Source organism: Aeromonas sp. 130281, from assembly GCF_056642115.1.
In genome coordinates, this window is the sequence record NZ_JBWVQS010000005.1 from 139,252 (window position 1) to 151,371 (window position 12,120).

11 protein-coding genes are annotated in these 12,120 nt (G+C 64.6%); 7 read left to right on the forward strand and 4 right to left on the reverse strand.

Annotation, left to right across the window (positions count from 1 at the left end; genetic code table 11):
- Nucleotides 1–62: 62 nt before the first annotated feature.
- The 4 genes from AC1IN8_RS14520 to gcvP all read left to right on the forward strand — a co-directional run bounded on the left by AC1IN8_RS14520 (nucleotide 63) and on the right by gcvP (nucleotide 6,332).
- On the forward strand, nucleotides 63–1,283 hold the full coding sequence (locus AC1IN8_RS14520; RefSeq protein WP_479759351.1) for an FAD-dependent 2-octaprenylphenol hydroxylase: 1,221 nt from the start codon (nucleotides 63–65) through the stop codon (nucleotides 1,281–1,283).
- Nucleotides 1,284–1,670: 387 nt separating this feature from the next.
- On the forward strand, nucleotides 1,671–2,768 hold the full coding sequence (gene gcvT, locus AC1IN8_RS14525) for a glycine cleavage system aminomethyltransferase GcvT (protein WP_479759353.1): 1,098 nt from the start codon (nucleotides 1,671–1,673) through the stop codon (nucleotides 2,766–2,768).
- A gap of 78 nt (nucleotides 2,769–2,846) precedes the next feature.
- Entirely contained in the window at nucleotides 2,847–3,236 is a 390-nt protein-coding gene (gene gcvH, locus AC1IN8_RS14530; RefSeq protein WP_005329287.1) for a glycine cleavage system protein GcvH, read from the forward strand.
- A 219-nt stretch (nucleotides 3,237–3,455) separates the two neighbouring features.
- The gene (gene gcvP / locus AC1IN8_RS14535; protein ID WP_479759355.1) at nucleotides 3,456–6,332 is read left to right on the forward strand and encodes an aminomethyl-transferring glycine dehydrogenase; all 2,877 of its coding nucleotides are present in this window, start codon (nucleotides 3,456–3,458) and stop codon (nucleotides 6,330–6,332) included.
- Between the two features lie 125 nt (nucleotides 6,333–6,457).
- On the opposite strand, the gene panB is transcribed toward gcvP, so the two are convergent.
- Together panB and AC1IN8_RS14545 are read right to left on the reverse strand one after the other, a co-directional pair.
- Complete coding sequence (panB, locus tag AC1IN8_RS14540; protein ID WP_479759357.1) at nucleotides 6,458–7,324, reverse strand: 3-methyl-2-oxobutanoate hydroxymethyltransferase; 867 nt, start codon at nucleotides 7,322–7,324, stop codon at nucleotides 6,458–6,460.
- Nucleotides 7,325–7,942 (reverse strand): LysE family translocator, encoded by a 618-nt coding sequence (locus tag AC1IN8_RS14545; protein ID WP_479759358.1) that lies wholly within the window; start codon nucleotides 7,940–7,942, stop codon nucleotides 7,325–7,327. It lies immediately after the preceding gene.
- Nucleotides 7,943–8,260: 318 nt separating this feature from the next.
- Between AC1IN8_RS14545 and AC1IN8_RS14550 the strand changes: the two genes are divergently transcribed.
- Nucleotides 8,261–8,713 (forward strand): Lrp/AsnC family transcriptional regulator, encoded by a 453-nt coding sequence (locus AC1IN8_RS14550; RefSeq protein WP_025327261.1) that lies wholly within the window; start codon nucleotides 8,261–8,263, stop codon nucleotides 8,711–8,713.
- A gap of 125 nt (nucleotides 8,714–8,838) precedes the next feature.
- Here the strand turns inward: AC1IN8_RS14550 and AC1IN8_RS14555 are convergent, their stop codons facing one another.
- Nucleotides 8,839–9,324, reverse strand: a complete 486-nt coding sequence (locus AC1IN8_RS14555; RefSeq protein WP_479759360.1) for a VOC family protein — start codon at nucleotides 9,322–9,324, stop codon at nucleotides 8,839–8,841.
- Between the two features lie 207 nt (nucleotides 9,325–9,531).
- Here AC1IN8_RS14555 and AC1IN8_RS14560 point away from each other — a divergent pair, with 207 nt between their 5' ends.
- Nucleotides 9,532–10,281: a class I SAM-dependent methyltransferase gene (locus AC1IN8_RS14560; protein ID WP_479759362.1), complete on the forward strand. Its 750-nt coding sequence runs from the start codon at nucleotides 9,532–9,534 to the stop codon at nucleotides 10,279–10,281.
- 128 nt (nucleotides 10,282–10,409) lie between these two features.
- Here the strand turns inward: AC1IN8_RS14560 and AC1IN8_RS14565 are convergent, their stop codons facing one another.
- Nucleotides 10,410–10,655: a hypothetical protein gene (locus tag AC1IN8_RS14565; RefSeq protein ID WP_025327258.1), complete on the reverse strand. Its 246-nt coding sequence runs from the start codon at nucleotides 10,653–10,655 to the stop codon at nucleotides 10,410–10,412.
- Between the two features lie 116 nt (nucleotides 10,656–10,771).
- Between AC1IN8_RS14565 and AC1IN8_RS14570 the strand changes: the two genes are divergently transcribed.
- Nucleotides 10,772–12,073 carry an MFS transporter gene (locus tag AC1IN8_RS14570; RefSeq protein WP_479759363.1) on the forward strand — a complete coding sequence of 434 codons (1,302 nt, stop codon included), beginning with the start codon at nucleotides 10,772–10,774 and terminating at the stop codon, nucleotides 12,071–12,073.
- The last annotated feature ends 47 nt before the right edge of the window (nucleotides 12,074–12,120 follow it).

Sequence of the window (12,120 nt, forward strand, 5' to 3'; positions counted from 1 at the left end):
CGGGGATGCCAGCGGGCGTCCCCCTGCTGATCCTGGCGATCAGCCACGAAAGGATAGAGATGATGCAGATGCAAAATGTGGATGTGGTGATTGTGGGGGGCGGCATGGTGGGCCTTGGGCTCGCCGCCGCCCTCAAGAGCAGCGCGCTCAAGGTCGCCATCGTCGAGGGGCAGTTGCCCGACCCCCAACTCGGGGAAGCACCGGACAACAGGGTCAGCGCCCTGAGTCTCGCCAGTCAGCGCATCCTGCAGGGGGTCGGCGCCTGGGACGGCATAGTGGCGCGCCGCCTGCAAGCCTACGACAGCATGGCGGTGTGGGAGCAGGACAGCTTCGGCCATATCGGCTTTGATGCCGCCAGCCTGCGCCAACCGGCACTCGGCCACATCGTCGAGAACCGGGTCATCCAGCTGGCGCTGCTCGATGCCATTGCGGGGGCGAGCAACATCAGCCTGCTCACCCCGGCCCGGGCCCAGAGCCTGCAAGTGAGCGAGGCGGGGGCCCTGTTGCTGCTGGAAGATGGCCGCGCCCTCTCGGCTCGCGTGGTGGTGGCCGCCGACGGTGCCCACTCCTGGGTGCGCCGTCAGGCGGACATCCCGCTCACCAGCTGGGACTACGGTCACCACGCCCTGGTGGCGACGGTGCGAAGCGCCGAGCCCCACGAGGCGGTGGCGCGCCAGATCTTTACCCCCGAAGGCCCGCTCGCCTTCCTGCCCCTGTGGCAACCCAACCTCTGCTCCATCGTCTGGTCTGTGCCCGGTGCGCGGGCCGAGGCGCTGTGCGCCCTGGATGACGAAGGGTTCAGTCGCCAGCTCACCACCGCCTTCGATGGGCGGCTCGGGCTGTGCAAGGTGGAGGGGCCCCGCAGCGCCATCCCGCTCACCGCCCGCTACGCCCGGGACTTTGCCCGCGAGCGGCTGGTGCTGGTGGGGGATGCCGCCCACACCATACATCCGCTGGCGGGGCAGGGGGTGAACCTCGGCCTGCTGGATGCGGCGGCCCTGGCCGAACAGCTCCTCAAGAGCCAGAGCGCGGGGGCGGATATCGGCCTGCTGGCCAACCTGCGCGGCTATGAGCGTTGGCGCAAGAGCGAGGCTGCCCGCATGCTGGCGGCGATGGAAGGGCTCAAGCGGCTATTTGGTGGCAGCCACCCCCTCAAGAAGCTGGTGCGCGGGGTGGGATTGCGGGCCGTCGATGGCCTGGCGCCGCTCAAGCACAGCGTGATCCGGGCCGCCATGGGGTTAGAGGGTGAGTTGCCTGCCCTGGCCAAGGGTGAAAAAATCTAATCTTACTCCCGGGTTTTGACAATAAAACTAATCTGACAAGGCTGAATGCCCCTCCGGGGTGTCAGCCTTTAATGTTGGCGGGAAGCGAAACGTTTTTCTGTAAATTGTGACGTAACGGTAAAAATCAACATTAAATCTCGCGCATGCCGGGTTTGTACTGTTTTTATCACTGTTTTTGTCTTAGTGTCTGGTGTCAGTTTGTCGGTGCGGTATTAGTTTTTTTTGAGCGGCACCCGGGCGCTCTTGTCATATAATCCGCACCGTTCAAGGAATCACTCCTGCCCCACGGGTGGGAACGAGCACAGACCTTGTGGTCCGCCCTCCCGCTGTGCTGGGGAGCCGGAGCGGATTGCGAGCGTTGTCGCGAACGCTTAAGGAAACACAGCGATGATCCAGACTACTGTACTGCATCCCAAACACCTGGAAGCTGGCGCCAAGATGGTGGACTTCCACGGTTGGGAAATGCCCATCAATTACGGCTCCCAGCTGGAAGAGCACCACGCGGTGCGCAGCGATGCGGGCATGTTCGATGTCTCCCACATGACCATAGTCGACCTGACCGGCGAGCGGGTCAAAGCCTTCCTGCAACACCTGCTGGCCAACGACGTGGCCAAGCTCACCGTCCCCGGCAAGGCCCTCTACAGCGGCATGCTCAACCCGGAAGGCGGCGTCATCGATGACCTCATCACCTATTTCCTGACCGATACCTTCTACCGCCTGGTGGTGAACTCCGCCACCCGCGAGAAGGATCTGGCCTGGATCCGCCACCATGCCATCGACTTTGCCGTGAGCGTGACCGAGCGCCCCGAGCTTGCCATGATCGCGGTGCAGGGCCCCCACGCCAAGGCCAAGGCGGCCAAGGTGTTCACCCCTGAGCAGAATGCGGCGGTCGAGGGCATGAAACCCTTCTTCGGCGTGCAGGCCGGGGATCTCTTCATCGCCACCACCGGCTACACAGGTGAAGACGGTTACGAGATAGTGGTGCCCCAAGAGAAGGCGTGCGATCTGTGGCAGGCCCTGCTGGACAACGGCGTGGCCCCTTGCGGCCTGGGTGCCCGTGACACCCTGCGTCTCGAAGCCGGCATGAATCTCTACGGCCAGGACATGGACGAGAGCATCAGTCCGCTCGCCGCCAACATGGCCTGGACTCTGGCCTGGGAACCGAGCGATCGCCAGTTCATCGGCCGCGCCGCCCTGGAGGCCCAGAAGGCCGCCGGCACCCAGCACAAGCTGGTGGGTCTGGTGATGGAAGAGAAAGGGGTGCTGCGTGCCGGCATGCCGGTCACCTTCACCAGCGCGAGCGGTGAGCAGCGCGAAGGGGTAATCACCTCGGGCTCCTTCTCTCCCACCCTGGGTTACAGCATCGCCCTGGCGCGGGTGCCTCGCGACATCGGCCCTGAAGCCCAGGTCGAGATCCGCAAGAAGCTGGTCACCGTGAAGGTCACCAAGCCGGCCTTCGTGCGCAACGGCCAGCCCCTGGTGTAATGATTGATTGCGGCGAAGGGGTGTCCCTTCGCCGACCCATTTTTGTTGAAGCGATCCAAGAGCATAAAGGAAGCACAAATGAGCCATATCCCGAGCGAACTGAAATATGCCACCTCCCACGAGTGGGTTCGTGTTGAAGCCAACGGCGAAGCCGTGGTCGGTATCACCGAGCACGCCCAGGATCTGCTGGGAGACATGGTGTTCGTCGATCTGCCGGAAGTGGGCAAGCAGGTGAGTGCCGGCGAAGATTGCGCCGTGGCCGAGTCTGTCAAGGCCGCCTCCGACATCTACAGCCCGGTGAGCGGCGAGATCCTGGCCATCAACGAAGAGCTGGAAGGCAGCCCCGAGCTGGTCAATTCCGACCCCTACGGCGCCGGCTGGCTGTTCCGCATCAAGCTGGACGACGCGGGCGAGCTCGCCAACCTGCTGGATGCCGAAGGCTACCAGAACGTGGTGGACGAAGAGTAATGCCCCCGGGCCCTGCCAACACAGCAGGGCCCTCTTGTATGACTGCCATCCTGCGGCCATGGAGGTTGCAGGAAGGGCGCAGCCTTTGCGCCTTCGGGATGCCCTTGCCGCATTCCCCGTCTGCCTGCGGCGGACACAGAACATGAGTGGAGCCGGTTTCCGCCGGCTATCAGGAACATCAGGTCTTGGTTATCAGGACTTAATACCAGGAATAGGGAAATGACCCAGTCACTGTTTGAACTCGAGCAAAAAACCGATTTCATCCGCCGTCACATCGGCCCGGGTGAGGAAGAAGTGCGGGCCCTGCTCGCCACCGTGGGGGCCGAGAGCCTGGACGATCTGATTGAGCAGACTGTCCCTGCCGCCATCCGTCGCCCGGGCCCGCTCGGCATCGGCGCCCCCATGACCGAAGTGGAGGCCCTGGCCAAGCTCAAGGGCTATGCCGCCAAGAACCAGATCGCCAAGAGCTACATCGGCATGGGCTATCACGACACCCACGTGCCCCACGTCATCTTGCGCAACGTCCTGGAAAACCCGGGCTGGTACACCGCCTACACCCCCTATCAGCCGGAGCTGGCCCAGGGCCGTCTCGAGGCGCTGCTGAACTTCCAGCAGCTCACCCTGGACTTGACCGGCATGGATCTGGCGAGTGCCTCCCTGCTCGATGAAGCCACCGCCGCCGCCGAAGCCATGGCGCTGGCCAAGCGCATGGCCAAGTCCAAGTCCAACCTCTTCTTCGTGGCCGACGACGTACACCCCCAGGTGATCGACGTGGTCAAGGAGCGCGCGGTGCACTTCGGTTTCGACGTGGCCGTGGGCCCCGCCTCTGACGCGGTCAGCGAAGAGGTGTTTGGTGCCATGTTCCAGTACCCGGGCACCACAGGCCAGGTGACCGATCTGCGTTCCCTGATCGCCGCCGTCCAGGCCCAGAAGGGGCTGGCCTGCGTCGGGACCGACATGCTCTCCCTGCTGCTGCTCAAATCCCCGGGTGAACTGGGGGCCGACGTGGTGTTCGGCTCTGCCCAGCGCTTCGGCGTGCCCATGGGTTACGGTGGCCCCCACGCGGCCTTCTTCGCCACCCGCGATGCCTACAAGCGCTCCATGCCGGGCCGCATCATAGGCGTTTCCAAAGATGCCCGTGGCAAGAATGCCCTGCGCATGGCGATGCAGACCCGCGAGCAGCATATCCGCCGCGAGAAGGCGAACTCCAACATCTGTACCGCCCAGGTGCTGCTGGCCAACATGGCGAGCTTCTATGCCGTCTACCACGGCCCGGTGGGGCTCAAGACCATCGCCTCCCGCGTTCATCGCCTGACCAGCATCCTGGCGCTCGGCCTCAAGGCCAAGGGCCTGGCCCTCAAGCACGACAGCTGGTTCGACACCCTCACAGTCCTGACCGCAGGCAAATCAGAGCTGATCGCCCGTGCCGAAGGGCTGGGAATCAACCTGCGCGCGGATCTGGACGGCGCGGTCGGTGTGTCCCTCTCCGAGACCACCACCCGTGGCGACGTGGCCGAGCTGTTTGATCTGTTCCTCGGCCAAGGCCACGGCCTGGATGTGGAGGCCCTCGACAAGGCCGCCCAGGGCCATCAGGCCATCCCGCAGGATCTGCTGCGCACCGACGCCGTGCTGACCCACGAGGTGTTCAACAAGTACCACTCCGAGACCGAGATGCTGCGCTACATCCACCGTCTCGAAGCGAAAGATCTGGCGCTCAACTACGCCATGATCTCCCTGGGCTCCTGCACCATGAAGCTCAACGCCACCGCCGAGATGATCCCGGTGACCTGGCCCGAGTTCGGCAAGCTGCACCCCTTCGCGCCGCTCAACCAGACCCAGGGCTACCAGCTGCTGCTGGCAGACCTCGAAGACTGGCTGGTGAAGGTGACAGGTTACGACGCCGTCTGCATGCAGCCGAACTCCGGCGCTCAGGGGGAATACGCTGGCCTCTTGGCCATCAAGAAGTACCACGAGTCCCGTGGCGAGGGGCATCGTGATGTCTGCCTGATCCCGGCCTCCGCTCACGGCACCAACCCGGCTTCTGCCCAGATGGCGGGCCTCAAGGTCATCGTCACCGCCTGCGACAAGGCCGGCAACGTGGATCTGGACGACCTGCGCGCCAAGGCTGCCGAGGTGGGGGACCAGCTCTCCTGCCTGATGGTGACCTACCCCTCCACCCACGGGGTGTACGAGGAGACCATCAAGGAGGTGTGCGACATCGTTCACCAGTATGGTGGTCAGGTCTATCTGGACGGCGCCAACATGAACGCCCAGGTCGGGCTGACGGCGCCAGGCTTCATCGGGGCTGACGTCTCCCACCTCAACCTGCACAAGACCTTCGCCATCCCCCACGGCGGTGGCGGCCCGGGCATGGGCCCCATCGGCGTGAAGCAGCACCTGGCCCCCTTCGTGGCCGGCCACGCCGTGGTCAAGACAGATAAAGAGAGCCGTGACAACGGCGCCGTGTCTGCCGCCCCGTTCGGCTCGGCCAGCATTCTGCCCATCAGCTGGATGTACATCGCCATGCTGGGTGACGAGGGGCTCAAGAAATCCACTCAGGTCGCCATCCTCAACGCCAACTACCTGGCCAAGAAGCTCGGAGAGTCCTTCCCCGTGCTCTACACCGGGCGCAACGGCCGGGTGGCCCACGAGTGCATCCTGGACATCCGCCCGCTCAAGGAGGCTTCCGGCATCAGCGAGATGGACGTGGCCAAGCGCCTGATGGACTACGGCTTCCACGCGCCGACCATGAGCTTCCCGGTGGCGGGTACCCTGATGGTCGAGCCGACCGAATCCGAATCCAAGCGCGAGCTGGATCGCTTCGTGGAAGCCATGACCGCCATCCGCGCCGAGATAGCCCGGGTGCAGGACGGCCACTGGAGCCTGACCGACAACCCCCTGGTCCATGCGCCGCACACCCAGGATGACGTCATGGACGAGCAGTGGAGCCGCGGTTACACCCGCGCCGAGGCGGTCTTCCCGTCCGAGGCCGTGCGCGCCAGCAAGCTGTGGCCCTCGGTGAACCGCATCGACGACGTCTACGGCGATCGCAACCTGTTCTGCTCCTGCGTCCCGACCGAGGATTACGCCAAGTAATCGTCATGAAGGGGGCATTCGAGCCCAGGCAACAAAAGACCACCCCCAGGGGTGGTCTTTTTTTTATCTTCAATCCGTGGTTCTCACCCCTCTCCCGGGCGTGCTTGTGGCGCTCGTCCCTGGCCTCAGAAGCTGTGCTCTGGGCCGGGGAAGGCGCCCGCCTCGACATCGGCGGCGTAGTCGCGCGCCGCCTGGTGCAGCAGGGTGCGCATGTCGGCGTACTGCTTGACGAAGCGTGGCAGGTGCCCGGTTCGCAAGCCGGCCATGTCTTGCCAGACCAGCACCTGGGCATCGCAGTGGACTCCGGCGCCTATGCCTACTGTGGGGATGGCGACCGCCGTCGTGATCCTCTCGGCCAGCTCGGCTGGAACCATCTCGATGAGCAGGGCGAAGGCGCCAGCGGCTTCGAAGGCGAGGGCGGTGTCGACAAGCTGCTGGCCATCCTCGCCGCGTCCCTGCACGCGGTAGCCACCGAGTTGATGCTCCGCCTGCGGAGTGAAGCCGATGTGGGCCATCACCGGGATACCCGCGCTCACCAGTTTTTCCACCTGGGGCAGCATCTGCTTGCCACCCTCGAGCTTCACGGCGTGGGCCCCGGCTTCCTTCATGAAGCGAACCGCAGTATGAAAACACTGCTCGGCCGAGCCCTGATAGGAGCCAAAGGGGAGATCCGCTATCACCAGCGGACGGCGGGTGGTGTGGGTCACGGCCCGAACCAGCGGGATCAGCTCGTCCACCGTGACCGGGAGCGAGGTCTCGTTGCCATAGACGTTGTTGGAGGCGGAGTCTCCCACCAGCAGCACCGGGATCCCCGCCTCTTCAAAAATGGCGGCGGTATACATGTCGTACGCGGTCAGCATGGCCCACTTCTGTCCCAGCGCCTTCATCTGCTGGAGGTGAGGGATCCGGATGTGGGAGACGGCCTGGGTGTCTTGACCGTATGGGGAGGCGTGTTCACTCATGTTGGGGTTCTCGCGGGGTTGGAATGACATTCAGGGGATGACCTGATCGACGAACAGGAGCATGGCAATGGCGATCATGGCCGCGCCGGAGAGCTGGCTCACTCTGCGCGCCGCCAGGGGGCGGGTGCTGAGTATGGCCTGGGCGCCGTACCCCACCAGCAGGTAGACGATGGCGCAGCTGGCGACATGGACCAGTCCGAGCGCGACTATCTGTCCCGGCACCGGCCAGGGGGCGGCGGGATCGGTGAACTGGGGCAGCAGCGCCAGGAACAGCAGGAAGACCTTGGGATTGAGGCCGCTCACGCAGATGCCCTTGAGGGTCCAGTGGTGCCAGGCCCCCGGGCTCCGATCCTTGTCCGCCGCCGGCATGGCGGGGTGCAGTAACAGGTTGATGCCGAGCCAGAGCAGGTAGGCCGCCCCCAGGAGGGTGAGCAGGCTGAGTGCCAGCGGGTTGCTGGCCACCAGGGCACCGACCCCGGCGGCCACGATCAGGATGGCCGTCAGGTGGCCGAGCAGCAGCCCGGTCACGGCGGGGATCACCACTCGTCCCCGCATGCCTGCCGAGATCGCATAGGCCCAGTCCACCCCCGGAGTGATGACGAACAGGATGGAGACCGCCCAGAAGGCGCCAAAGAGAGCGAGTGTCATGATGAGGAGGCCTCCTGCAAGGGGGGCGTCGCCGTGCGTGCAAGCGGCCAACTTCTGATGGCCCTGGCCGGGTCAGTGGATGGGCGGATTCGTCCGTGGTGTTTGGCCTGCCGGCGCAGGGCAGGGGACTCCCTCATGGCCAGCACAACGAAGCCACCGTCAAGGGGTTCGCGATTCATCTTCTCTCTCCTGTGTGGGTATGAATCTGAGGTTGAAACTGCCAATCCTCTTCCAAGATTGAAAAGAATATCCCCCGATGATTAGAATGTGCTGTCTGATATTTGCCAATACCGCTCTATAAATGGGAAAATTTTCCAAATGGACAGAATTGATCGCAGGATCCTTGCCGAGCTGCAGTCTGACGGGCGTCTTTCCGTCACCGAGCTGGCCGAACGGATCGGGCTCAGCGTCTCCCCTTGTCACCGGCGGGTGCGTGCCCTCGAGGAGGCGGGGGTGATCAGGGGCTATCGCGCACAGCTCGATCCCGGCAACCTCGGCCTTAACTTCTCCGCCATCGTCTTTGTCACCCTGAGGGAGGGGGATCGCCAGGCTGTCGCCACTTTCGAACAAGCCCTGGTGGCGATCCCCCAGGTCATTCAGGCACAGCGTCTCTTCGGCGATCCCGATTACCTGCTGAACGTCATCACCCGGGATCTTCCCGCCTTCCAGCGCTTGTATGATGAGCAGCTCTCGGCGCTGCCGAGCGTCCAGCGACTAACCTCGACCCTCGTCATGAAGAGCGTGGTGCAGGAGCGGTCGCTGCCCCTTTGAACTGATGGCCAAGTAAGGGAAGAGGGGTCACCCGGGGCTGCGCTCTCGCCAAGACTCCCATGGACAACAGACCCCGCCTGTTGGCGGGGTCTGTTCGTTGGCAGGCGGTGGTGCCGAATGGGCGCTCAGCCCCGGCGCGCCGCCTCTATGGCGGCGATATCAATCTTGCCCATCTGCATCATGGCCTCGAAGGCGCGTCTCGCAGCCTCGGGGTCGGGATCCGTGATCGCCTCGGTGAGGGCCAGGGGGGTGATCTGCCAGGAGATGCCCCACTTGTCCTGGCACCAGCCGCACTCGCTCGCCTGGCCGCCATGGTCGATGATGGCGTCCCAGTAGCGATCCGTCTCGGCCTGGGTCTGGGTGGCCACCTGGAACGAGAAGGCCCAGCTGTGGCTGACCCCGGGGCCGCCGTTGAGCCCGAGGCAGGGGATCCCCATCACCCTGAACTCGACCGTCAGCACGTCCCCTTTCTTGCCGGCGGGGTAGTCGGCAGGGGCCCGGTGCACGGCGTCGACGGCGGAGTCGGGGAAGAGGCTTGCGTAAAACCGTGCCGCCTCCTCGGCATCCCCGTCATACCAGAGGCAGACCCTGTTCTTTTCGGCTGTCATCATCTCGTGGCTCCTGTCGGTTGTTGTCATCCTGTGCCCCTCCCTTTCTCTTGCCCCAGTGGTTGCTACCTGGCGCCCTCTGTTGCCAGCCGGGGAGTTGCATGATGTCGTCAAGTGTAGTGGCATAGGGATCCGGGCCGCCCGGTTTGGCGGGCAGAGCGACAGGCTGGGCGACCGGATGCCCCGCCAATGACAGGAGAGGTGTGCGCGATGGACAGTACCCAGCGATTCTCGACCCGGGTCGAGGCTTATGTGAAGTACCGCCCCGGTTATCCGGCGGCCATGCTGGACTTTCTGGCCCGGGAGCTTGCCATGGGGCCCAAGGCCCAGGTGGCCGACATAGGGGCGGGCACCGGCATCCTGACCGCCCTGCTCGCGCCCCGGGTGGCGCGGGTCTGGGCGGTGGAGCCCAATGACGAGATGCGCGCCGCCGCCAGGCGGCTGCTGGCGGAGGTGGGCAATATCGGCTGGTCCCACGGCAGTGCGGAGGCCACCGGCCTGCCGACGGGCTCGGTGGATCTGGTGACGGTCGCCCAGGCGTTTCACTGGTTCGATCGCGCCGCCTTTCGGCAGGAGTGCCAGCGCCTGCTCAGACCAGGTGGCCGGGTCGCCCTCATCTGGAATGACAGGCTGACCGATACCCCGTTTCTCAAGGCCTATGAGGAGGGGTTGCACGCCTATTCGGGGGATTACGAGGAGGTCAATCATCGCAACCTCGGCGAGCACGACTTTAGTGCCTTCTTCGAGGGGGAGTACCGGCTCGATCGCTTTGAAAACCGCCAGCTGTTCGATCTGGACGGCGTGCTGGGGCGGCTCAACTCCTCCTCCTATGCCCCCGCCGTCGGCACCCCGGCCCATGAGCAGATGACGGCCCTCATCCGCCGCGAGTTTGCACGTCATGCCGTTCACGGCAAGATAGCCTTCAACTATTTCACCCTGGTCTACAGTGGCCGGGTTTAGCCCCGGCAAGCGCTAAAAACCCGCAGTGAAAAGGCCCCCGCCAGTGATGGCGAGGGCCTTGTTTCATCTGGGCGGTCTGTCGCATCCGGGCGGTGCGAAGCAGACCGTCACGCGGGGCATGGGCAGTGTCAGCCTTGATCTATGCCGAGGATGGCCATGGCCTTGGCCAGGGTATCGACGGATTCCTGATGCTTGCCCGCGTTATGCAGAGTCTCTCCTTCGGCCCTGAGCTGCTTCACCTCGGCCAGTTTCTCGGCACTGAGGGCGGGGTTCGTGGCCAGGGCATCATCAATCTTCTTCATGTCCATGGGGCAGTGGAAGGCGATGGCGCTCCCGGCGAAGAGCAGGGCTGCCAACAACAGCATGAGTCTCATCTTGACGACCTCCTTGATGGGATCCCGTTAAGAATAGCCCGGGAGGGCCGGGACTATTGGGTTGAACCGGGCAAGAAACAGGCGCTACCATGATCTTTTCGTCACGAGGAGGCGTCATGACACTCACAAGGTTGCTGTCACCCCTGACCAGTCTGGTGATCTTCATTCTGGGTCACGGCATGTTCAATACCCTGCTGACGGTGCGTCTCTCGGCCGAACAGGTGTCGGTGCAGGCCATCGGCCTGGTGTCGGCCGCCTACTTCGGCGGCCTGGTGCTGGGGGCCTTCATCAATGCCCGTCTCATCATACGGGTGGGTCATATCCGGGCCTATGCGGCCTATGCCTCCCTGCTCTGTTTCCTGTTCCTGCTGCACGGCATGGTGGTGGAGCCCGTCACCTGGGCGGCGCTGCGGCTGCTGGGGGGCTTTGCCACCGGCGGCCTGTTCGTGGTGCTGGAGTCCTGGATGCTGGTCTCAAGCACCCCGGCGAACCGGGGCCGGTTGATGTCCCTCTACATGATCCTGCTCTACGGTTCCCTCGCCCTGGGCCAGTTGCTGCTCAAGTGGGTGGATCCCATGGTATTGACCCCCTTCGCCCTGTGCGCCATGGCCGCCACCCTCTCCGTGGTGCCGCTGGCGCTCTCCCGGGTGGCCACCCCTGCCATGGTGGCGCCCCAGCCGGTGGGGGTGCTGGAGCTTGTCCGGCTCACCCCGGCGGGCATGGGCAGCAGCTTCACCTCGGGCCTCATCCTCGGGGCCATCTACGGCCTGTTGCCGCTCTACTTTACCGACAGCGGCGCCTCGCTCTCCCGGGTGGCGGACATGATGGCGCTGGTGATCCTGGGGGGCATGTGCCTGCAATACCCCATAGGGCGAATGTCCGACCGCTATGACAGGCGGCTGGTGATCCTGCTGCTGTGCGGGGCGCTGACCCTGCTCGCCCTGCTGATGGTGCTGCTGCCCGGGACGTGGCGCGAGCCGATCTCGGGTGTCCTGGTGTTCCTGCTGGGGGGCATGGCGTTCTCCATCTACCCCTTGAGCCTCAGCCACGCCTGCGACGAGTTGCGCCCGGATCAGGTGCTGGGGGCCAACCAGGGGCTGCTGCTCGCCTACAGCCTGGGTGCCATGATAGGGCCGCTGCTGGCGCCCTTCGTCATGTTGCAGTTCGGGCCAGAGGGGTTGTTCGTCTATTTCGCCCTGTGTGGTGCCCTGCTGGCGGGATATCTGGGCTGGCGCCGGCGGCAGCGGGCGCCCATTCCCCTGGCCGAGCACCAGGTGTTCATGCCGGTGCCGCCCAATACCCCCATGACGGCGGAGTTGGAGCCGAGAACGGATCTGGAAGGGGAGGCGGTGCCCGCGAGCTATGCCGCGCCCGAAGTAGAGGACGTGGAGGGAACGGAGGAGCCGCAGGTTCGCTGAGGGCAAGCCAGCCCGAAGACGCGCATAAAAAAAGCCGACTTCAGGGA